Origin of the sequence: Qipengyuania rhodophyticola (genome assembly GCF_042493225.1) — a bacterium.
In the GTDB taxonomy this organism is placed as follows: domain Bacteria; phylum Pseudomonadota; class Alphaproteobacteria; order Sphingomonadales; family Sphingomonadaceae; genus Erythrobacter.
In genome coordinates, this window is the sequence record NZ_CP170454.1 from 1,415,731 (window position 1) to 1,436,992 (window position 21,262).

Below are 21,262 nucleotides of genomic sequence, written 5' to 3' on the forward strand. Positions count from 1 at the left end.
GCGAATGTTGCTTCTGATAGGCGCGCTGACGGGGTTGATTGCCTTTCCAGCGAGCGCTGAGGAAAAGCTCACCGCGCGCGACGTGGTTGAACGGGCTATCGCTGCGCATGGCGGCGATAAGTTTCTCAACCCGAGAAACCTGCAATTGCGCGGGACGGCCACATTTTTCGACCCGGCCACCGGCGCAGTGCGATCACACGCTGACGACTACCGCATGTGGCGACAATTTGAGCGGGGCCGGAAGGTTGCGCATGGGGCCGATGGCAAGGTTCGCATCGTCGCGAAATCCGGCGATCTTGTGCTGTTCGAGGTCGGCTATGATGGCGAGACAACGTGGACTCAAAATGGTATCATGCCCAAGGCGCAGGCCGATGCCTATTGGGCCAACAATTTCGGTTTTGGCATTATCCGGTCAGCTTTGGATGATGGCTTTACGCTGAGCTTTGCGCCGCCGCGCGATGTTGGCGGGCATGCTATCAATCTTGTTCGTATCAATGACCCTGGCGGGCAAGAAACACTGTTCGGCTTTGATAAAGAGAGCGGCTTCATTCGCTATATGTCGTTTGACAGCCCGCGAGGATTTCACGAGCGGATTTATGACGATTTCGTCCGCCTACCAGAGATCGGATGGGTGCAGGCGCGCTCGGTCACTTTGCTTTATGATGGGGTGGTCAGTAACACAGTGTTTTGGTCTACCGTCAAAATTGGCGAACCAATTGCTGACGGAGTCTTCACGCCTCCAGCACAGGATCAGAAGTGACTCTTTTCGCCTTTTACTGCCGCGATGGTGACCATGCCCCAGAGGCGCGTGAAAAATTACTCTCCGCGCATCTCGCTCACGTCGAGGCTAACATCGATCGCTATGCGGTTGCTGGGCCGCTCAAACGCGGGGAGGAGACGGTAGGCTCGCTGCTTGTGATCAAAGCGGATAGCGAAGACGATGCCCGAGCCTTCTTCGAACAAGACCCTTATTTTGAGGCCGGGGTGTGGCAGTCTATCCGCGTTGAGGAGTTCCGCGGTGTCGCGGGCGATTGGGTAGGCGGAGCGGCGTGGAAAAACTGACCTACCGCTCGTCAGCTGCGCGCGTGTCGCCCAGCTTCCCAAACATCGCTTGAATAGGTTTCGGACGCGAATTCCATGGGCTTGTCTTCAAGCTCGGTTGCAAGCGTATCGTTCCACCGGTTGAGGAAGCCGAACAGGCTGATTACGCCCATGATTTCCATGATTTGTTGGCGTGAAAAGTGCTGTTCCAAGGCTCGAAAATGCTCATCAGTTGCGGCATTGGGCTGCGTTCCGGCTGCCAAGGCTAGGTCCAGCGCGGCCCGCTCCGCATCGCTAAATAGATCGCTCGTCTGATATTCCCAAACAGCGGCAATCTTCTCTGCGTCTCCGCCCGCCATCTTCGCTGCCCCATGCGCCGTGTGCGCCTGGCAATAGCGGCATCCTGCCGCGCCGCTGGTGATTGTCGCGATGAGGCGTTTGAGCACCGGATCGAGCGCGCCGGGTTTGTAGATTACTGCAACCAGCTGCTCCATCGCGCCGAGAAGCTCCGGCCAATGTGCCATCGCCAGCACATCATTGGGCGTGAAGCCCATGATCTCTTCAGCATAAGCAAGGCTTTTGCGTGTTGCGTCGGGCAGCTCAGAAAGCGGGACAGGCGTGATGCGGCTCATGGTGCTTCTGCTTGGCTGAGGGCGCGGCTGCAACTTGCTTGTGCCCAGCGTAAGTTCACGCCGACCATGCGCGAATCCGGCGATGCCCAGCTATAACTTTCTGCCCGCACGGGATCTTCCTTGTGGATGTATAGCACGAGTGAAGGCTTGTTTCGGCTGCCGCGCGCCCATGTCACATTGCGCATTCGTATTGTCACATCCGGAGCCGTCCCTTCGCCAGGAACAAGAACGCGCCCGCCCTGATCGAAATTCGGCAGATTGCGCACGAAGCTCCAATCCGGGCTTCCGTCCGCCTTATTGGCAAAACGTCGAACTGAAACCCAACAGAAGAAGTCACGCGCCTTGCGCAGCTCGCTATTGTCGACCTGCCAACCGCTTTCACCGCGCTCGGATAGGCCGGGGATGCGCCCTCGGTTCCAGTCACTTTGCGCTTTGCGGAAGGCATCTATGCTGCGCCATTTGCCATCTTCAGATACTTCGTAGCCGACCCATTTCGGCTTCTCACGCCCCTCTTCCTCCGCAAAGTACTCGTCTTCAGTATTGGTCCATATCCCAGCCGGAAGCGTTTCATGTGCAGACAAAGGAATGGGCGCGATCGCGGCAAGTCCTGCGAGAAGAAATCGATATGGGGTCATGGGCACGAGTGTAGGGGGACTGGGCATGCTTGCCAAGATATGTCCGGACAAATTTCGAAGCGTCCCGTTTTCCCCCTTTTCCGCCTAAACAATCTCTTTTGTCTCGGGAATTGCGCGTGACGTTAGTCGGTTCAAGATCGCTGCTTGCCGATTTACGGCATCCATGCGCTTTACATTAGTAATACACCTCAATAGAGCCGCACGGGTCAAATAAGGGGCATCAGAATGCTTGAGCTACAAGACGTTTCACACATCTATCCAAATGGCACACGGGCGCTGGATAATGTGAGTCTGTCGATACCCAAGGGCATGTACGGACTGCTCGGGCCCAATGGCGCAGGCAAATCGACCTTGATGCGCACGCTCGCGACGTTGCAAACCCCAACCCAGGGCAGCATTTCTTTCGATGGTCTTGATATTTTGAGCCAGCCCGAAGATCTGCGCAAACGTCTCGGCTATTTGCCTCAGGATTTCGGCGTTTACCCGCGTGTGTCCGCCTATGACATGCTTGATCATATGGCTGTGCTGAAAGGCCTAAGCTCGGCCAAAGAGCGCAAGGACACGGTTGAGACCCTGCTCGATCAGGTCAACCTTTGGGATGTGCGTAAGAAGGCAATTGCTGGATTCTCCGGCGGCATGCGCCAGCGTTTTGGCATTGCTCAGGCGCTGATCGGCAACCCGGATCTGATCATTGTTGATGAGCCGACAGCTGGCCTCGACCCGGAGGAACGCAACCGTTTCCTCAACCTGCTTGCTGAAATTGGCGAGAATGTTGTGGTGATCTTGTCGACGCATATCGTTGAAGATGTCGCAGACTTGTGCCCGCGCATGGCCGTGATCGTGAAAGGCGCGATCAAGCTGGAAGGCGCGCCCAAGCAATTGATAGAGGAAAGCCGCGGCACTATCTGGGCGAAGACCATCGCGCGCGATGAGCTGGAAGCATACCGCAAGAATTACGAGGTGATTTCCACGCGTCTGTTTGCCGGCAACACTATCGTCCATGTCTTATCACCGCATGACCCAGGAGATGGCTTTGCGAGCGAAGATGGCGGGTTAGAGGATGTCTATTTCTCGACCCTTGCTGCCACGCGCCGCGTGGGCGGCTCTGCATCAGCTGCTGCTGCATAGGGAGCAGCGATTATGTTTGGCAAAATCGTCGGGTTCGAACTGCGCGATCAGCTTCGCAATCCAGTATTGTGGGTTGCGGTAGGGATCTTCTTCCTGCTCACTTTCGGTGCGACCGCTAGCGACAACATCCAGATTGGCGGCGGGGGCAATGTCAATGTGAATAGCCCGGCGGCCATTCTGCAAACGCAGCAATTGCTCACCCTGTTCTATATGTTTGTGACCACCGCCTTTGTCGCCAACGTCGTGGTACGCGATGAGGAAAGCGGCTTTGGGCCGATGGTCCGCTCAACCCAGGTGACCAAGTCGGCTTATTTGCTGGGGCGTTTTACCGGTGCCTTCATCGCTGCTGCACTGGGCTTTTTGGTGGTGCCGCTGGCTATATGGCTCGGCTCGCTCATGCCATGGATCGACCCTGAGACTATCGGTCCAAATATGCCCGGCGTTTATGTGAGCGCTTACCTCAAGTTTGCTTTGCCTAACATCCTGCTGACCAGTGCGCTGTTCTTCGCCGTAGCGACCATGACCCGGTCAATGATGTATTCCTATGTCGCCGTGGTTGCCTTTCTGGTGCTGTTTTTAGTGTTCGAGATAGTGGTCGACAGCGACCCGGAATTGCGCGATTTTGGTGCCGCGGTTGAGCCTTTTGGCCTTGGGGCGGTGGCCAATGAAACACGATATTGGACAGCCGCGGAATCCAATGCGCGGCTCCCGGAAGTTGCTGGCACTATCCTGCTCAACCGGCTTTATGTGCTGGCTCTGGCGTTGGTCGCTTTGATAGTGGCCTATTGGCGGTTTAGCTTTGCAGAAAAGAGCGTTTCGGCACGGAAGGCAAAGAAGCTGGCGGCACAGGCTGCAAAGCTTGGCAAAATAGCGCCGCAGATGGTTGCCAAACTTCCCGTCCCGACGCCGGAAAAAGCTGGATGGACACGGCTGCTCGCAACAACGCGTTTTGAAGTATCGCAAATAATGCGTAGCCCGGCCTTCTTCGTGCTGATGGCCATAGGACTTTTTAATGGGTTGGTGTTCTTGTTCTTCGGCAATGAGATTTATGGCACGCCTGCGCGCCCACTTACCTTCTCGCTGGTTACGCCCCTGCAAGGTTCGTTTACATTTATCCCCATAATCATCGCGATCTATTACAGCGGCGAGCTGGTTTGGCGTGACCGCGACCGCAAGTTCCATGAACTGGTTGATTCCACATCACTGCCGGGATGGGCCTATATGGTCCCCAAGACTATCGGTGTCTCGATTGTTCTACTGGCGACATTACTGATCTCTGTTTTTGGCGCAATTCTCATTCAGATATCGCGCGGCCACTTCAATTTTGAGCTCGACAAATATCTCGCTTGGTACGTGATGCCGAACGCGGTTGATCTCATTCTGCTCGCGATCCTCGCGGTGCTTGTACAAGCGCTCAGCCCCAACAAATATGTCGGCTGGGGCATCATGGTGCTCTACTTTGTCGCGAGGATTACCTTTACTGCATTGGGCTATGATCATCCGCTGCTGCTTTACAGAAATGGGCCGCCCAACCCGGTTTCGGATCTCAACGGCGATGCTGTAGCAGGCGGCCTTGGCTGGTGGATGCGGCTCTATTGGGGCGGTGTTGCTCTGGTTCTCGCGGTGCTCGCGCATTTCCTGTGGCGGCGCGGGACGCAGACCTCGCTCATGCCTAGGCTTAAGCAATTGCCCGGACGTCTGCTCTCGCCAGCAGGCGGGCTGGGTCTGGCTGGTATCGTGGTTTCGGTCGCAACTGGCGCATTCCTCTACAACCAGATGAACGTCATAAATACCTATCGCAATAACGATGCCCTAGAGGCACTGCAGGCCGATTACGAGAAGCAATATCTGCAATATGAAACGCTTAAACAGCCATCGCTTACCGATGTAACTTTGGCGCTTGATATTTACCCGGAAGAGCTGCGGATGGAGACATCGGGCAGCTATAGGATGGTCAATGATACTGGCGCACCGGTTGAGATGTTGCACGTGCGCTTGTTCGATCAACGTACCAAGCTGCTTGAAGTCGATGTCCCGGGCGCAACACTGGAGAATGATGACGAGCAATACCAGCACCGCATTTATCGCTTTGACACCCCTCTGGCGCCCGGTGCGGAAGCCTCACTCACGTTCAAGACGCAGCGATGGGACAAGGCATATAGTGCCACCGGTTATGGTCGGCGGTTGGTGCGCAATGGCACTTTCCTCAATAATGGCGAATTTGCCCCTTCAATCGGGATGGATCGCAATGGCCTTTTGACTGACCGCTCGACGCGCCGCGAATATGGGCTGGAGCCTGAACTGCGTCCGGCCAAACTGGAAGATGAAAGCGGGCGTGAGCAAAATTACGTTGGCAATATTGATTGGGTGAACTCTGATATCACGGTTTCCACCACGGCGAGCCAAGTGCCAATCGCGCCGGGCGCGAAAGTGTCGGATGAGGTGGTCGATGGCCGGCGGATCGCACGGTTCCAGTCAACTGCACCAATCCTTGGGTTCTTCTCAGTTCAATCGGCCGAATATGAGATTGCAACGCGCGAGGCCGACGGCGTCGAGCTGTCAGTTTACTATGACGAGGCTCACCCGTTCAATGTTGAGCGTATGCTTGACGCGATGGAGGTATCGCTCGGCTATTATCGCGCGAATTTCGGGCCTTATCAGTTTGACCATGCGCGGATCATAGAGTTCCCTGGCTACGCCAGCTTTGCTCAGGCGTTTGCGGGCACCATGCCGTATTCGGAGAGCATTGGCTTTATTGCGAATGTCGCGGATGCGGGCGACATTGACTATGTAAGCTACGTCACAGCGCATGAGGTGGCCCACCAATATTGGGCGCACCAACTGATCAGCGCCAACCAACAGGGCGGAACGGTACTGGTTGAGACCATGGCGCAATACTCCGCATTGATGGTGATGAAGGAGCTTTATGGCGAGGACCAAATCCGCCGCTTCCTGAAGTATGAACTCGATAGCTATCTGTCAGCGCGCGGCAGTGAAGCCATAGAAGAGCTCCCGCTCGAGCGGGTCGAGAACCAAGGTTACATCCATTATCGCAAAGGCGCGGTGGTCATGTATCTGCTGATGGACCGGCTGGGCGAGGAACGCATGAACGAAATGCTGGCCGAGCTGATTGATCGATATCGCTTCAAGAGCCAGCAATATGCAAGCTCCAGCGATCTGGTCGAGGGTCTCTACAGCCTTGCCCGTAATCAGGATGAGCGCCAGCTCGTTGAGGATCTGTTCCAGAAGATCACGCTGTTTGATCTGGAAGCGAAAGAGGCCGTGGTTCGCGAGCTCGATGATGGCCGATTTGAGACCACGCTGACGGTTAAGGCGGGTAAGTTCTATGCTGATGGTCTGGGTAAAGAGACCAAGGCAAAACTGGCTGCGTCGATTGAAGTTGGTCTGTTTACTGAGCGACCAGGAAGCGGCGAGTTCGACACGGCAAATGTGCTGATGATGGAACGCCGGGACATTGCCGATGGTGAGCAGGAGATCGTGATGGTGACCGATAAACGGCCCGAATGGGCAGGGATTGATCCCTATAACAAGTTTATCGATCGCAACTCGGACGATAATCTAACGCCGATTAGCTGAGGCTTTGCTGAAAGCTCGGTGACTAGCGGCGCATGCGGGTCGCTAATGCTGGGTCACGTGCTCTAGGTAATCTACGCAGGCACTAGAGCATTTACAGATATAAAAATATCTTTATATCCTGCTCTCGCAATGAGCGTTGATGCCAAATTTCGTGCGCTGGCTGACCCCACGCGGCTTAGGATTGTCCGACTTCTGGGCGCGATGGAGCTTGCCGTGGGTGAGCTAGCGCAAGTGCTGGGCCAGAGCCAGCCGCGCGTCTCTCGCCATGTTGGCATTCTTTGCGATGCAGGCCTTGCCGAAAGACGCAAAGAAGGCAGCTGGGTGTTCCTGCGTGCACCGGTCGCCTCCACCACCAGCTCGCCGTTGATTGATGCGGTTTTGCGCTTGCTGGCGATTGCTGAGCATGAAGACCCGGATTTCGCGCAGCAATGTGAGGATGACCGGCGCAAACTAGCCGCAATCCGATCATCGCGAGAAGAAGCGGCGGCAGGCTATTTTGCGCGCCATGCTGAGGATTGGGACGAGTTGCGGCGGCTCCACAGCCCTGATCAAACCGTCGAAACGCAGATAATCGAAGCGCTGAGTGATGAACCGGCTGGCGAAGTGCTCGACATCGGCACTGGTACGGGCCGCATGGCCGAACTTCTGGCGCCCAAGTCCACGCGAATAGTCGCGCTTGATAAGAGCCTCGAAATGCTCCGGATTGCGCGCGCGAAATTGCAGCATTTCCCGACAGATCAAGTGGAATTGGTGCAGGGTGATTTCTCTGACCTTCCTTTCGCTGCCCAATCGTTCGACACGGTTTTGCTGCATCAAGTGCTGCATTTCGCCCAAGCGCCAGCGACCGCCTTGATGGAAGCAGGCCGGGTTACTCGGCCTGGCGGGCGAGTGGTGATTGTCGACTTTGCCGATCACAACCGCGAAGATCTGCGCGAGCGATATGCCCACGCGCGGCTCGGTTTTTCCGACGATCAGATGGCGCGCATGTTGTCAGATGCGGGCTTCACCTCCAAACCTACCATTGCGCTGGAAGAGGGTGAGCTGGTTATTAAAATCTGGTTTGGCGAGCGCGGCTCGGCTCGGCCAACTTCCTATTCCCCCGATCCTAAGGAGATGTCGGCATGAGCCCGACGCTTAACCAAATGCGCGAAGCGCAAACTGCGCTTGACGCGCCGCTTTTCTCCGGCCTGCCCGGCGATATTGAGGTGAGCTTTGAGTTCTTCCCGCCCAAGAATGAGGCGATGGGGAAGACACTGAAAGAGAGCGTGGCGACGCTTGCGCCTTTGGGCCCGCGCTTTGTTTCGGTCACTTATGGAGCGGGCGGCTCAACGCGCGAGCGGACGCATGAGCAAGTCGTATGGATCAATAATGAGGTCGGCATTCCCGCCGCTGCGCATCTCACCTGCGTTGATGCAACGCGCGAGGAAGTGAACGAGGTTGCGCGCCATTATTGGGAAAGCGGCATCCGCCATATTGTCGCGCTACGGGGCGATGCACCCGACGGCGCTTACAAGCCTCATCCGGGCGGCTATGCCAATGCGGTCGAGCTGATTGCGGGATTGAAAGAGGTTGCCGACTTCGAGATCTCAGTTGCCGCCTATCCTGAAGTGCATCCGGATTCGCCAGATCGCCAAGCCGATCTGGACAATCTTAAGGCCAAGTTTGATGCAGGTGCAACCCGCGCGATCACGCAGTTCTTTTTCCAGCCTGATTGCTTCTTTGAATTTCGCGACGAGGCTCTGGCACGCGGTATCGATGCCGAAATTGTGCCGGGCATCATGCCGGTGATGAGCTTTGCTGCGGTTCAGCGTATGTCCGGTCTATGCGGCACGGCGATCCCTGATTGGATGGCCGGGTTGTTTGACGGACTGGATGAACGCCCGCAAGCGCGCCAGCTAGTCTCAGCAACAATCTCGGCCGAAATGTGCCGCCGTCTCTACGCGGGCGGGGTGCGTAATTTCCACTTCTACACATTGAACCGAGCAGAGCTGAGTTATGCGATCTGCCATATGCTCGGGCGGCGACCCGTCGGAGACGCCGTATGACCATTCGCGAGACTTTTAACACTGCCGCGGCTGAGCGCGTGCTGATCTGCGATGGCGCATTCGGCACGCAAATTCAGGAGCGTAAACTCACAGAGGAGGATTATGCTGGCGACCTTGGCTTGCCCGCTGACCAAAAAGGCAACAATGACATACTCGCTTTGACCCGGCCCGACGTGATCGGCGATATCACGCGGGCTTATCTCGATGCGGGCGCGGACATGGTGTCCACCAACACCTTCTCCGCCAATCGTATCTCACAGGCTGACTATGCGGCGGAAGATAAGGTGCGCGATATCAACATTGCGTCTGCAAAAATTGCGCGCGCAATGGCCGATGAATATGCTGCGAAAGACGGCAATCCTCGGTTTGTGGCGGGCGCGATCGGCCCAACCAATAAAACTTTGTCGCTTAGCCCTGATGTCGAAGACCCGGGCTTTCGCGAGATCACCTTCGACTTTCTGGTCGAGGTTTATAAGGAACAGGCGGCCGCTCTGGTCGAGGGCGGAGCAGATTTCATCCTGATCGAAACCGTGTTCGATACGCTTAACGCCAAGGCGGGCATCATGGCGGTCAAGCAGCTCGAAGCCGAGCTTGGCCGTGACGTGCCGATCATGATCTCCATGACGCTCACTGACCTGTCGGGCCGGAACCTTTCAGGCCACACGGTTGAGGCATTCTGGTGCGCTGTGCGCCATGCTAACCCGATCACCATCGGCCTCAATTGCAGCTTTGGCGCAGAACAATTGCGCCCGCATATCCAGCTGCTCTCCGGGATGGTTGATACTCTGATCCTTGCGTACCCCAATGCGGGTTTGCCCAATGAGCTGGGCGAATATGACGAGATGCCGGAGACTACCGCCGGACTAGTCCGCGAATGGGCCGCGAACGGCCATGTCAACATTTTGGGCGGGTGCTGTGGGTCATCGCCAGCGCATATTGCCGCGATTGCTGGAGCAGTGGATGGCCTTGCGCCGCGCCAAGTGCCCACGCGCGAAACCGCCATGCAGCTCGCAGGTCTTGAACCCTTTACGATTGCCGCCTGACCATGACCGAGAATAGCTCAGCCCGTTTCGTCAATATCGGCGAACGCACTAATGTTACCGGCTCTGCCCGCTTCAAAAAACTCATCATGGCGGATGATTACACCGCTGCGGTTGAGGTGGCGCGCCAGCAAGTCGAAAACGGCGCGCAAGTGATCGACGTCAACATGGACGAAGGCCTGCTCGACGCTGAGCACGCCATGACCACTTTCCTCAAATTGATCGCGGCGGAGCCTGATATTGCGCGGGTGCCAGTGATGGTCGACAGCTCCAAATGGGAGGTGATTGAGGCGGGCCTCAAATGCGTCTCGGGCAAGCCGATTGTCAACTCGATCTCTATGAAGGAAGGCGAAGAGCCATTCCTTGAGCAAGCACGGCTTTGCATGGCGTACGGCGCGGCGGTTGTAGTGATGGCGTTTGACGAGACGGGTCAGGCGGACACCAAAGCGCGCAAGGTCGAGATTTGCTCGCGGGCATACGAATTGCTGACGGGCATTGGCTTTCCGCCTGAAGACATCATTTTCGACCCGAACATTTTTGCGGTCGCGACTGGCATTGAAGAGCATGACCGCTATGGGCTCGATTTCCTTGAGGCGGTGCGCGAGATCAAGGCTGCGTGCCCGCATGCGAAGACTTCTGGCGGGCTCTCCAACCTATCCTTCTCTTTCCGCGGCAATGAGACTGTGCGCCGCGCGATGCACTCAGTTTTCCTCTATCACGCGATCCCCGCCGGGCTTGATATGGCGATTGTCAATGCGGGCCAGCTCGACGTGTATGACACGATTGACCCGGTGCTGCGCGAGGCCTGCGAAGACGTAATCCTGATGCGCGAAGTCGAGGGCGATGAAAGCGCAACCGAACGCCTCATCAACCTTGCCGAGAGCTTCAAGGGCAAGAACAAGGAAGATGAAAAGCAAGCGGCGGAATGGCGCGGTTGGGACGTGAAGAAACGCCTGGAACATGCTCTAGTCAAAGGCATTGACGCGCATGTGGTGGACGACACGGAAGAAATGCGCGCGATGACTGCCGATGCCGGTGGCCGCCCCATCGAAGTGATCGAAGGCCCGCTGATGGACGGCATGAATGTCGTTGGTGACCTGTTCGGCTCGGGCAAAATGTTCCTTCCCCAAGTGGTGAAATCGGCACGCGTTATGAAGAAAGCGGTCGCGCATCTGATCCCCTTCATCGAGGAGGAGAAAGCGCTGCTCGGCGGCGAAGATGCCAAGGCCAAAGGCACGATCATCATGGCCACGGTGAAAGGCGATGTGCACGATATCGGCAAGAATATCGTCGGGGTCGTGCTCCAGTGCAATGGCTATGAAGTGGTCGACCTTGGCGTCATGGTGCCGTGGACGACGATCCTCGAAGCCGCGAACGAGAACAATGCCGATATGATCGGACTGTCCGGGCTGATCACGCCTTCGCTCGATGAAATGGTGACGGTCGCCGAAGAAATGAAGCGGGCAGAAATGACCATGCCGCTGCTGATCGGCGGGGCCACGACAAGCAAAGTACATACCGCGCTGAAAATCGATCCGGCCTATGAAGGCCCGGTGATCCATGTGCTTGATGCGAGCCGTGCGGTCGGCGTTGCAAGCAAGCTCTTGTCCGACACATTGCGCGATGACTTTGTTGGCGAGACAGCGCAAGACTATACGAAGGTTCGCGATGCACGAGCAGGCAAGGGGCCAAAGATGCTCCTCAGCCTCGAAGATGCACGCGCCAATTATTACGACGCGTTCCTCTCCGACAAACCTGCCCCGCCATTGCAACCCGGCGTGCATGCTTTTGACGATTGGGATCTTGCTGAACTGCGCGAGTATATCGACTGGACACCGTTCTTCCGCGCGTGGGAGCTGCACGGCACGTATCCCGCGATTTTGCAAGACGAGGTGGTCGGGGAAAGCGCGCGTAGCCTTTGGGATGATGCGCAAGCTATGCTTGACCAGATCATCAGCGAGAAATGGCTGACTGCGCGCGGCGTGGCGGGCTTCTGGCCTTGCGCGCGCGATCATGAATGCCGCGATGATGTGATGGTGCACCGGGTCAACCGGGAAGAGCATGTCCGCCTTTCCTTCCTGCGCCAGCAAGTGAAGAAAAGCCGTGATCGCGCGAATATGTGCCTTGCGGACTTTATTGATCCTGATGGTGACTGGATCGGCGGTTTTGCAGTCGGTATTCACGGAATTGACCCGCATATCGCCCGGTTCCAGGAAGATAAGGACGATTATTCCGATATCCTGCTGAAGGCGTTGGCTGACCGTTTCGCCGAAGCCTTTGCCGAGCGGCTTCACCAGCATGTTCGCACTGATTTGTGGGGCTATGCGCCCGGAGAGCAGCTGACCAATGAGGCGCTGATCAAAGAGGAATATCGCGGCATTCGCCCAGCGCCCGGCTATCCGGCGTGTCCCGATCATTCGCTTAAGCCGATCCTGTTCGAATTGCTTGATGCAGAGAAGAACACAGGCCTTTCGCTAACCGAAAGCTATGCAATGTATCCTACCGCTGCGGTTTCCGGCTTTTACTTTGGCCATCCAGAAGCGGAATATTTCGGGGTTGCGCGCATCGGCCGTGATCAACTTGAGGAATATGCGACCCGGCGCGGGGTAGGCATAGCGACGGCGGAGCGCTGGCTGCGGCCAAACTTGGATTGATTGTATTTCGTTTTGCCGCGATGGTGTGCCAATGATCAAGCGCCTCTTTGCAACCAGTCTTGCAATCACGTTCGGCACCACTGCCTGCGCAACCACTGCGGATCCGGAACCGTCACCCGCAACCGTGGTCGTCGCTTTTGATCGCGACAGCATCACGCCGCTGATAGTTGAGGGCATTGCAGACCGTGAAACCGGCCGCCCGGTTGAGGCAAATGATCCGGTTCGGATCGCTAGCATTTCCAAGCTCATCATGGCGCTTGCCGCCTTACGTCTGTCTGAAGAGGGCGTGGTCGATCTCGAGGCGGATGTGTCTGACTACCTCGGTTGGCAGGTGCGCTCGCCAAATTTCCCCAATGCCGAGGTAACGCTGGCGCAATTGCTCAGCCACCGTTCTGGCCTGCGCGACAATGCCGGCTATGTGATCCCGCTTGGCGAGAGTCTTAAGGCAAAACTGGCTGATCCAGAGGCGTGGTACGTTGAGGCCCCTCCCGGTAAAGCGCCTTTCGAATATGCCAACCTCGGCTCTCCAGTGGTGGCGACCGTGCTAGAGTCGGCAACTGGTGAGCGGTATGACCGTATTCTTGAGCGGACGGTGTTCGCGCCGCTTAGCATTGAGGCCTGCGCGAACTGGATTGGTTGTTCGGATGAGATGGTGGCCAGCGCGGTCACGCTTTACCGCGATACAGGCGAAGTCGCGCGCGACAGCGCGGAGGACCTGCCGCCCAATTGCACAGTGCCCGTGGCTGAGGGCAAACAGTGTGATCTTGGTGGCTATATGCCCGGAACAAATGCTTCGATCTTCTCACCGCAAGGAGGGATACGGATTGGGATGATGGATCTGGCGAAGATTGGGCAGGCAATGTTGCGCAACGATCCCGCCATTGTACCGGAGGCAGTATTTGGACCGAAGTTCGCGCGGATGCTTGATGAAAGGATTCCCAATCAGGACTTCTTTTGTTTTTACGCGCTCGGCTTTCAAACAATCGGAGCTAGCAATGATCGATGTGATGACGCCCTATTCGGTGAAAGCGAAGCGCGTGCAGGCCATGCCGGAGAGGCCTATGGCTTGCGATCCGGGCTTTGGTTCAACGCAGGAGACAACATTGGCATCGCCTATTTCACCACAGCAGTTCCGCCGCGCCAGGGCAGAGAAGACGAAGGCGGCTTTTCCGAGCGCGAGAAGGACCTGATGAAGCGCGCGCAGACGCTGCTAGCGGAACAAACAAACCGCTGAGCGAACGATTATTACGCGCTTTACCGGAAATATTCGAAAGACGATTGACGCCTCTCTTCGCATGCGCAAAACGGGCTGCGCCTGCCGGAAGTGATTCCGGCTTCTCTCGCGGGAGAGACTGGCCCTCGCCAAGAGGGTTGGCGCCGAAGGAGCAACCGCCCCGGAAACTCTCAGGCAAATGGACCGCGCGAGAAACAGGCACTCTGGAAAGCGCTTAGCCCGCATGGGCGACGCCACCGAAGGAGAAAGCGGCGCATGTGTTGGCTTAGGCTGAGATGTGTTCCGCAAAGCTCTCAGGTTTCCCGACAGAGGGGGCGGAACGGCGCTTCAATCGCGAGGTGCCGAGACGTCGGGGACTGTGAATGAGCGATACCGTAGAAGAAACTGGCGAACCGCCACTGGGCACGCTCCCATTGGATGCTTGGCACCGGGCGCAGGGCGCGCGCATGGTCCCATTTGCGGGCTATGAGATGCCCATCCAATATGAGGGTATTGTTGCCGAGCATGAATGGACGCGCAATTCGGCCAGCCTTTTCGATGTATCGCATATGGGGCAACTCGCGCTCAAGGGAGAAGGCGCGGCACACGAACTTGAAAAGCTTCTGCCCGGCGCGATTTCGAACCTCAAGCCCGGCAAGATGCGCTATTCGATGCTGCTAACCGAGGCGGGCGGGATCATTGATGATCTGATGGTGACCAACACTGGCCCGCATATCGCGCTGGTGGTCAATGGCGCGTGCAAATGGGACGATATTGCGCATTTGCGCGAGCATTTGCCCGACGACATTACGCTCACCCATTTTGACGATTTTGCACTGCTAGCGCTGCAGGGGCCAAAAGCAGGCGAGGTTCTGGAAGAGCTGATCCCCGGCACGGGCGCGCTTACCTTCATGACTGCGGCCCTGTTCGAGCATGAGGGCGGACATATCTGGGTTAGCCGCGCGGGCTATACCGGTGAAGATGGCTTCGAGATTGCGGTTCATGAGAGCCAGGTCGAGGCGCTGGCTGATGCGCTGGTTGCCGATGAGCGCGTTCGCCCGGCGGGACTAGGCGCGCGGGATAGCTTGCGGCTGGAGGCGGGTCTGCCGCTCTATGGTCATGACCTGACGATAAATACCGATCCGGTGAGCGCTGACCTAGCGTTCGCGCTATCCAAGAAGCGGCGGAAAGAAGGCGGCTATTTCGGGCATCAGGCAGTTGCGGCGCGGCTTGCCGATCTTGAGGCAGGCACTTTGGCACAGCGGCGCATTGGCCTAACGGTCGAGGGGCGTATGCCTGCACGCGAAGGGGCAGAAGTCTACGCCGGCGACACCAAGGTCGGCACCGTCACCAGCGGCGGCTTCTCGCCCACGCTCGGCATGCCGATCGCCATGGCGTATGTTGACGCTGCGCATACCGCCGAAGGTACAGCGCTTGAAATTGAAGTCCGCAAAAAGAGATTGTCCGCGAAGGTCACGAGCATGCCCTTCGTACCCCATCGCTATTACAGAGGGAGTTAAAACGATGGCCCGTTACTTCACCGATGAACATGAATGGATTGATGTCGAAGGCGACACGGCCACTGTGGGCATTACCGATTATGCGCAGGAGCAGCTGGGCGATATCGTGTTCGTGGAGCTGCCCGATAGCGGCACCATGCTCGACAAAGGCGGCGATGCGGCGGTGGTGGAAAGCGTCAAAGCGGCAAGCGATGTTTACGCGCCTATCACTGGCGAAGTGACGGAAGGCAATGCCGCTCTCGAAGATGAGCCTGCGCTGGTGAATACCTCGCCTGAGGAAGAAGGCTGGTTCTTCCGCATGACCATTGGCGATGCTTCTGAGCTTGAAGGCCTGATGGACGACAAGGCGTATAAGGCCTTTGTGGACGGGCTCTAGGTCTGGTTCACTGAGCGAGCGCGCCGTGACTAATTAGGAAAGAATGTGATGCGTTACTTACCCCTGACCGATAGCGATCGCAGCGAGATGCTGGCGACAATTGGTGCCGGCAGCATTGATGAGCTGTTCGCCGAAGTGCCCGAAGAGGCGCGGCTCGATGGACCAATTCGCGATCTGCCGATGCATGCCGGCGAAATGGCGGTCGAGAAGCATATGCGCGCGCTGTCGAAGAAGAACCTGGCGGCGTCAGATGCGGCTTTTTTCTTGGGTGCCGGAGCATACAAGCATCATATTCCAGCCAGCGTTGATCACATCATCCAACGTGGTGAATTCTTGACCGCCTACACCCCGTATCAGCCCGAAATCGCGCAGGGCACGCTCCAAATGCTGTTTGAATTTCAAACGCAGGTCGCACGTCTTTATGGCTGCGCGGTGGCCAATGCGAGCATGTATGACGGCTCGACCGCGTGCTGGGAAGCGGTGGCCATGGCCAGCCGGATTGCGCGGGGTAAGCGGAACAAGGTGGTTCTTTCCGGCGCGCTTCATCCGCATTACGCCGAGGTCGTAAAGACCATGGCAAAGTTCACCGATGATGAGATCGCGGACTCGCTGCCTAGCATTCAGGGTGAGCCTGACAATGACGGTCTGATTAGCCGGATCGACGAGGATACCTCCTGCGTTGTGGTGCAATATCCCGACATTCTCGGGCGTTTGCAGGACTTGTCAGAAGTCGCTGATGCAGCGCATGAAAAGGGCGCGTTGCTGATCGTTGTGAACACCGAGCCAGTGGCGCTGGGCGCGGTCAAATCACCGGGCGAGCAAGGCGCTGACATCGTTGTGGGCGAGGGGCAAGCAATTGGCGTGGGGCTGCAATTTGGCGGGCCTTATCTCGGACTGTTTGCGGTGCGTGATCCGAAACATGTCCGCATGATGCCGGGGCGTCTCTGCGGTGAAACTACCGATGCAGAGGGCAAGCGCGGCTTTGTGCTGACACTCTCGACGCGCGAGCAACATATTCGGCGTGAGAAAGCGACGAGCAATATCTGCACGAACTCCGGCCTCTGTGCGCTGGCGTTCAGCGTGCATATGACCTTGCTGGGTGAGAAAGGGCTGAGACAACTTGCGGCGGAAAATCACCGACTCGCGTGTGTCGCGGCAGACCGGCTCGCTAAGGTGCCCGGCGTCGAGGTTTTGAACACCAGTTTCTTCAATGAATTCACGTTGATACTCAGTAAGGACGCGCGCCAGATTGTGCGCGATTTGGCCAAGGATAAGGTGCTTGCGGGCGTATCGCTCGGGCGGCTGTTCCCGAACATTGATCGGTTGGCCAATGGTCTGCTGGTTGCAGTTACTGAGACCGCCAGCGAGGAGGATATTGAAACCCTTGCGACTGCGCTTGAGGAGGCATTGTCATGAACGCTCCCAATCAAAGCGGGTGGAAGCCTGGAACGCCGGTTTCTGGTGATTTTGGCCTTGATAGCGGCCCTCAAACCGTCACGGGCAACCGCGCGCTGCTTCTTGAAGAACCACTCATTTTTGAGCTTGGCGGCACGGATACAACCGGCGTTGATTTGCCGGAGCCAGCGGCAGACGCAGCCAACCGTTTGGGCGGGTTTGAGCGGACAGAGACAATCGGTCTTGCCGGCCTCTCAGAACCTGAAACCGTGCGGCATTACACCCGTCTCAGCCGCCAGAATTACGGGATTGATCTCGGGTTCTTCCCGCTTGGTTCCTGTACAATGAAGCACAATCCGCGCCTCAATGAGAAGGTCGCGCGGATGCCCGGTTTTGCCGATGTTCATCCGCTTCAGCCGGTTGAGACGGTGCGCGGAGCGCTCGAGGTCATAAACGAGCTGGCATTCTGGCTGATTGATCTCACCGGAATGCACAGCGTCGCGATGAGCCCCAAGGCGGGCGCGCATGGCGAGCTCTGCGGAATTCTCAGCATCCGTGCAGCGTTGGAAGCACGCGGTGATGCGCGCGAAGTCGTGCTGGTCCCGGAAAGCGCGCATGGTACGAATCCAGCCACAGCAGCTTTCGCCGGATACCGCGTTGAAGACATTCCGACGAATGAAGATGGCCGCGTTGATCTGGAAGCGCTGAAAGCGCGGCTTGGCCCGGACGTTGCGGCGGTGATGATTACCAATCCCAACACGTGCGGCCTGTTTGAGCGTGATCTCAAAGCCATCTCGGACGCGGTGCATGAGGTGGGCGGCTTTGTTTATTGCGACGGCGCAAACTTCAACGCCATTGTCGGCCGCGTGCGTCCGGGCGATCTGGGCGTCGATGCGATGCATATCAACTTGCACAAGACTTTCTCCACCCCGCATGGCGGTGGCGGTCCCGGCTCTGGCCCCGTGGTCCTATCCGAAGCACTTAGTCCCTTCGCGCCGCTGCCTTACACGGCGCGGACGGCGGATGGCGTCGTGCATCTGGTCGAGGAAGAGCAGGCGGATGAGTTTGCGCGCGAGCATTTCGGCGGGCCGCTCCATCACTTTGGCCGCATGACTGCGTTTCATGGCCAGATGGGCATGTTCACCCGCGCGCTGACCTATATGCTCAGCCACGGTGCTGATGGTCTCAAGCAAGTCGCGGAAGATGCGGTACTTAACGCCAATTACCTGCTGCGCAGCCTCGAAGATGTGCTCGACGCGCCCTTCGCCAAGGCTGGACCGTGTATGCATGAAGCGCTGTTTAGCGATGACGGTTTTGAGGCGGATCTCTCAACGATGGATCTTGCCAAAGCGCTGATTGATGAAGGCTTCCACCCGATGACGATGTATTTCCCGCTGGTGGTGCATGGCGCGATGCTGGTTGAGCCAACTGAGACGGAGAGCAAAGCCTCGCTTGATCAGTTTATTACGGCGCTGCGCAGTGTGGCGGCGCGGGCCAAGGCAGGGGACGAAAGCATGAAGGCCGCGCCTTATTATGCGCCGCGCCGCAGGCTTAATGAGACAGCAGCCGCGCGCAAGCCCAAGCTGGTCTGGACTGAGGAGTAGCTCGCTGGTTTTTGCGCATGCAGCAGAAATTCGCTGCGTGACGCAAATGAACAAGACGAGCGTTTGCTCGCCGCGCTAAAGTATCTGATATATCGGCTATAAAGGGAGCATATAGCGATGTTGAAGTTAAAGACACTTCTGGCAGCAGCGAGCCTGGGATTGGCAGCTATGGCGGCGAGTTCGCCAGCGGCAGCAGGGGTTGTGGTCAAGTCAAGCGGACCGTCAGCGGCGAACTATCCGGTCGGAAAGAAGCTCGATGATGCATCGCGCATCACCTTGAAAAGCGGCGATAGTGTTACTGTACTGACCAGTCGCGGCACGCGCGTCATTCGCGGCGCAGGCACGCATACTGTGGGAGCCCGCGGGGCTAGCAAGCGCTCGGCCTTTGCCATTCTCACGCGCCAACGCGCTGGCACGCGGGTGCGAACAGGTGCCGTTCGCGGTGGGCCGACCAATGCGATGGTCGCCACTAATCCAAACTTGTGGAACCTTGATGTCAGTCAAGGCGGGCGGATGTGCCTTGCGGGTGACGGACTGATCAATCTGTGGCGTCCGAATGCCGATAGCGAGGCAACCTATATTTTCGGATCCGGCGTATCGGATTTCCACGTCCATGTGACATTTGATGAAGGCGTGACACAGGCGTCGCTGACCGGCGAAGACCTCCCATTGGCGCAAAACAGCAATTACTCGATCAGCAGTCCAGATGGCTCGCCAGCGCGCGCCGTTGAGTTCGTTATGCTTGATAGCGTGCCGCGCATGCCAGAGGAGATGGCGTCCACGCTCGCTGAAAACGGCTGTACATCTCAGCTTGATTTGCTCGCAGAACGGTTGATGACCGACGAGTAACGCGTAATAAGGATTTAGTCGGAGTCGCATGAGAAGGCAGTACGGCAAAAGCTGGCGCCATTATCACACCATTCAGCCCTAGAGGGATCGGGGCATTTGGTGAGCGAAGGGGAAGGTGATGGGCGAGGATCACGCGCACCACCAATATGATGGGGCATGCGCTTTGGGCTGGGCGGCGTTGCGGCGCGTGCCGCTGCTATGGGTCATACTGTTCTCGATCCTCGTCTTTGCGGGCTCTTCCACTACTTCTCAAGCACAGTCTGGCGCTCGCTTTGAAGGCGTCGCGACTTGCGCAGGCTCGACTTGCCACGGACGGGCCGAGGGCAATGGCGCGGTTGTCCGGCAGGATGAAATTGCGACATGGCAGGAGCCTTCTTCCGCTAGCGGCGCCCATAGCCGGGCCTATTCGGTGCTCGCTAGCCGCCGCGGACGGCAAATAGCGGCAAGTCTTGGCCTTGGCGCGGCGACATCTGCGCCTGCATGCCTCGGTTGCCATTCGACTTACGCGCCTCAGGGTCAGCGCGGCGCGCGCTTTATCCTCTCTGACGGTGTTGGCTGCGAAAGTTGCCACGGCCCGGCGGAAAACTGGCTCGCGGTGCATTATGCCCGGCCAGCCACGCGGGCCAGCAATGTGGCAGCGGGCCTCGTCCCGCTCGACAAGCCAAAGGTGCGCGCGCAGGTTTGCCTCGATTGCCATTATGGCAGCACCAAAACAGGGCAGTTCGTCACGCATGAGATGATGGCGGCAGGCCACCCACGTGTCTCTTTCGAGCTTGATCTGTTTAGCGCGCTACAACAGCACCATGATGAGGACGCTGACTATGTTCAGCGCAAGCCGCGCACGGATAGTGTGCGGCTCTGGGCGGTTGGCCAGGCGGAGGCGGTGCGCCGCCAGACGGACCTCTTTGCGCGGCCCAAGTTCGCGCGCGAGGGCATGTTCCCGCAATTCTATTTCTATGATTGCCATAGCTGCCACCGCGCGATCACTGACGGGCCGGAGCGCAAACTGACATTTGAGAAAAATCCAGGCCGCTCGATCCCATTCGGCAATCCGCCGTTTAATGATGAGAATATGATCTTGCTGTCCGCTGTCGCAAAAGCGCTCGCGCCAGCACAGGCGAGCGCTTTCGATGTGGCGGCGAAGACATTCCATAGCGCGATGGGCGATGGACCACGCACATCGCAAGAGGCGGCGATTGCTTTGCGCGCCCGGGCTGGCGCTTTGTCGGACGCGCTTGCCGCGCGCTCTTACGGCGGCAATGCGGCCTTCGATGTGGTTGCCGCAATTGCAGGCACCGCAACGCGGCCCCGCTTTACCGATTATGCTGGATCTGTTCAGGCGGTTATGGCTCTTGATACGCTGCTCAATGCGATGGTTCGTGATGGACGCATCACGGTTGGCGCGGCGGCGGGCATCCGCGCGAGTATCAACCGCGCCTATGCCGCTGTTTCGGAGCCCAATTCCTACCGCCCTGCCGCTTTCCGCAACGCATTGGGGCAGGCTGCGGGCGCTATTGGGGCGCTGCGCTAGAT

At 57.7% G+C, this 21,262-nt stretch carries 17 protein-coding genes and 2 riboswitches; of the genes, 15 read left to right on the forward strand and 2 right to left on the reverse strand.

Going from position 1 to position 21,262, the window contains the following annotated elements; all coding sequences use genetic code 11:
• The first annotated feature begins 4 nt into the window (after positions 1 to 4).
• A complete protein-coding gene (locus tag ACFCXQ_RS06740; RefSeq protein ID WP_379554297.1) occupies positions 5 to 760 on the forward strand; it encodes a hypothetical protein in 756 nt (251 codons plus the stop codon).
• Positions 757 to 1,062 (forward strand): YciI family protein, encoded by a 306-nt coding sequence (locus ACFCXQ_RS06745; RefSeq protein WP_379554299.1) that lies wholly within the window; start codon positions 757 to 759, stop codon positions 1,060 to 1,062. The genes ACFCXQ_RS06740 and ACFCXQ_RS06745 overlap by 4 nt, the downstream gene beginning before the upstream one ends.
• Before the next feature lie 11 nt (positions 1,063 to 1,073).
• On the opposite strand, the gene ACFCXQ_RS06750 is transcribed toward ACFCXQ_RS06745, so the two are convergent.
• The gene (locus tag ACFCXQ_RS06750; protein ID WP_379554301.1) at positions 1,074 to 1,673 is read right to left on the reverse strand and encodes a carboxymuconolactone decarboxylase family protein; all 600 of its coding nucleotides are present in this window, start codon (positions 1,671 to 1,673) and stop codon (positions 1,074 to 1,076) included.
• Complete coding sequence (locus ACFCXQ_RS06755) at positions 1,670 to 2,308, reverse strand: hypothetical protein (RefSeq protein ID WP_379554303.1); 639 nt, start codon at positions 2,306 to 2,308, stop codon at positions 1,670 to 1,672. Before ACFCXQ_RS06755 ends, ACFCXQ_RS06750 begins: the two co-directional genes overlap by 4 nt.
• Positions 2,309 to 2,533: 225 nt before the next feature.
• On the opposite strand from ACFCXQ_RS06755, the gene ACFCXQ_RS06760 reads away from it, so the two are divergent.
• The 13 genes from ACFCXQ_RS06760 (at position 2,534) to ACFCXQ_RS06820 (ending at position 21,260) form a co-directional block, all read left to right on the forward strand.
• Positions 2,534 to 3,436 (forward strand): ABC transporter ATP-binding protein, encoded by a 903-nt coding sequence (locus ACFCXQ_RS06760; protein ID WP_379554305.1) that lies wholly within the window; start codon positions 2,534 to 2,536, stop codon positions 3,434 to 3,436.
• A 12-nt stretch (positions 3,437 to 3,448) separates the two neighbouring features.
• Positions 3,449 to 7,033, forward strand: a complete 3,585-nt coding sequence (locus tag ACFCXQ_RS06765; protein WP_379554307.1) for an ABC transporter permease/M1 family aminopeptidase — start codon at positions 3,449 to 3,451, stop codon at positions 7,031 to 7,033.
• 129 nt (positions 7,034 to 7,162) lie between these two features.
• Positions 7,163 to 8,158, forward strand: coding sequence for an ArsR/SmtB family transcription factor (locus ACFCXQ_RS06770; protein ID WP_379554309.1), 996 nt, complete (start codon positions 7,163 to 7,165; stop codon positions 8,156 to 8,158).
• Positions 8,155 to 9,078, forward strand: coding sequence for a methylenetetrahydrofolate reductase [NAD(P)H] (metF, locus tag ACFCXQ_RS06775; RefSeq protein WP_379554311.1), 924 nt, complete (start codon positions 8,155 to 8,157; stop codon positions 9,076 to 9,078). Before ACFCXQ_RS06770 ends, metF begins: the two co-directional genes overlap by 4 nt.
• The gene (locus ACFCXQ_RS06780; RefSeq protein WP_379554313.1) at positions 9,075 to 10,121 is read left to right on the forward strand and encodes a homocysteine S-methyltransferase family protein; all 1,047 of its coding nucleotides are present in this window, start codon (positions 9,075 to 9,077) and stop codon (positions 10,119 to 10,121) included. The genes metF and ACFCXQ_RS06780 overlap by 4 nt, the downstream gene beginning before the upstream one ends.
• Before the next feature lie 2 nt (positions 10,122 to 10,123).
• Entirely contained in the window at positions 10,124 to 12,772 is a 2,649-nt protein-coding gene (gene metH / locus ACFCXQ_RS06785; protein WP_379554315.1) for a methionine synthase, read from the forward strand.
• A 31-nt stretch (positions 12,773 to 12,803) separates the two neighbouring features.
• On the forward strand, positions 12,804 to 14,006 hold the full coding sequence (locus ACFCXQ_RS06790) for a serine hydrolase domain-containing protein (protein ID WP_379554317.1): 1,203 nt from the start codon (positions 12,804 to 12,806) through the stop codon (positions 14,004 to 14,006).
• A 99-nt stretch (positions 14,007 to 14,105) separates the two neighbouring features.
• A riboswitch (glycine riboswitch) is annotated at positions 14,106 to 14,202 on the forward strand.
• A riboswitch (glycine riboswitch) is annotated at positions 14,203 to 14,325 on the forward strand.
• 43 nt (positions 14,326 to 14,368) lie between these two features.
• Entirely contained in the window at positions 14,369 to 15,505 is a 1,137-nt protein-coding gene (gcvT, locus tag ACFCXQ_RS06795; RefSeq protein WP_379554319.1) for a glycine cleavage system aminomethyltransferase GcvT, read from the forward strand.
• A gap of 4 nt (positions 15,506 to 15,509) precedes the next feature.
• Positions 15,510 to 15,881, forward strand: a complete 372-nt coding sequence (gcvH, locus tag ACFCXQ_RS06800; RefSeq protein WP_379554321.1) for a glycine cleavage system protein GcvH — start codon at positions 15,510 to 15,512, stop codon at positions 15,879 to 15,881.
• Between the two features lie 48 nt (positions 15,882 to 15,929).
• Positions 15,930 to 17,297, forward strand: a complete 1,368-nt coding sequence (gene gcvPA / locus ACFCXQ_RS06805) for an aminomethyl-transferring glycine dehydrogenase subunit GcvPA (RefSeq protein ID WP_379554322.1) — start codon at positions 15,930 to 15,932, stop codon at positions 17,295 to 17,297.
• On the forward strand, positions 17,294 to 18,880 hold the full coding sequence (gene gcvPB / locus ACFCXQ_RS06810; RefSeq protein ID WP_379554324.1) for an aminomethyl-transferring glycine dehydrogenase subunit GcvPB: 1,587 nt from the start codon (positions 17,294 to 17,296) through the stop codon (positions 18,878 to 18,880). The genes gcvPA and gcvPB overlap by 4 nt, the downstream gene beginning before the upstream one ends.
• 117 nt (positions 18,881 to 18,997) lie before the next feature.
• Complete coding sequence (locus ACFCXQ_RS06815) at positions 18,998 to 19,729, forward strand: hypothetical protein (protein WP_379554326.1); 732 nt, start codon at positions 18,998 to 19,000, stop codon at positions 19,727 to 19,729.
• A 118-nt stretch (positions 19,730 to 19,847) separates the two neighbouring features.
• Positions 19,848 to 21,260, forward strand: coding sequence for a multiheme c-type cytochrome (locus ACFCXQ_RS06820; RefSeq protein ID WP_379554328.1), 1,413 nt, complete (start codon positions 19,848 to 19,850; stop codon positions 21,258 to 21,260).
• Positions 21,261 to 21,262: the final 2 nt, after the last annotated feature.

Bases quoted from the DNA above. Each gene is read 5' to 3' on its own strand.
- ACFCXQ_RS06755 (WP_379554303.1), bottom strand. From the start codon at position 2,308: ATGACCCCATATCGATTTCTTCTCGCAGGACTTGCCGCGATCGCGCCC.
- ACFCXQ_RS06760 (WP_379554305.1), top strand. From the start codon at position 2,534: ATGCTTGAGCTACAAGACGTTTCACACATCTATCCAAATGGCACACGG.
- ACFCXQ_RS06770 (WP_379554309.1), top strand. From the start codon at position 7,163: ATGAGCGTTGATGCCAAATTTCGTGCGCTGGCTGACCCCACGCGGCTT.
- ACFCXQ_RS06740 (WP_379554297.1), top strand. From the start codon at position 5: ATGTTGCTTCTGATAGGCGCGCTGACGGGGTTGATTGCCTTTCCAGCG.
- ACFCXQ_RS06815 (WP_379554326.1), top strand. From the start codon at position 18,998: ATGTTGAAGTTAAAGACACTTCTGGCAGCAGCGAGCCTGGGATTGGCA.
- metH (WP_379554315.1), top strand. From the start codon at position 10,124: ATGACCGAGAATAGCTCAGCCCGTTTCGTCAATATCGGCGAACGCACT.
- metF (WP_379554311.1), top strand. From the start codon at position 8,155: ATGAGCCCGACGCTTAACCAAATGCGCGAAGCGCAAACTGCGCTTGAC.
- ACFCXQ_RS06750 (WP_379554301.1), bottom strand. From the start codon at position 1,673: ATGAGCCGCATCACGCCTGTCCCGCTTTCTGAGCTGCCCGACGCAACA.
- gcvH (WP_379554321.1), top strand. From the start codon at position 15,510: ATGGCCCGTTACTTCACCGATGAACATGAATGGATTGATGTCGAAGGC.
- gcvPB (WP_379554324.1), top strand. From the start codon at position 17,294: ATGAACGCTCCCAATCAAAGCGGGTGGAAGCCTGGAACGCCGGTTTCT.
- ACFCXQ_RS06790 (WP_379554317.1), top strand. From the start codon at position 12,804: ATGATCAAGCGCCTCTTTGCAACCAGTCTTGCAATCACGTTCGGCACC.
- ACFCXQ_RS06820 (WP_379554328.1), top strand. From the start codon at position 19,848: ATGGGCGAGGATCACGCGCACCACCAATATGATGGGGCATGCGCTTTG.
- gcvT (WP_379554319.1), top strand. From the start codon at position 14,369: ATGAGCGATACCGTAGAAGAAACTGGCGAACCGCCACTGGGCACGCTC.
- ACFCXQ_RS06765 (WP_379554307.1), top strand. From the start codon at position 3,449: ATGTTTGGCAAAATCGTCGGGTTCGAACTGCGCGATCAGCTTCGCAAT.
- gcvPA (WP_379554322.1), top strand. From the start codon at position 15,930: ATGCGTTACTTACCCCTGACCGATAGCGATCGCAGCGAGATGCTGGCG.
- ACFCXQ_RS06780 (WP_379554313.1), top strand. From the start codon at position 9,075: ATGACCATTCGCGAGACTTTTAACACTGCCGCGGCTGAGCGCGTGCTG.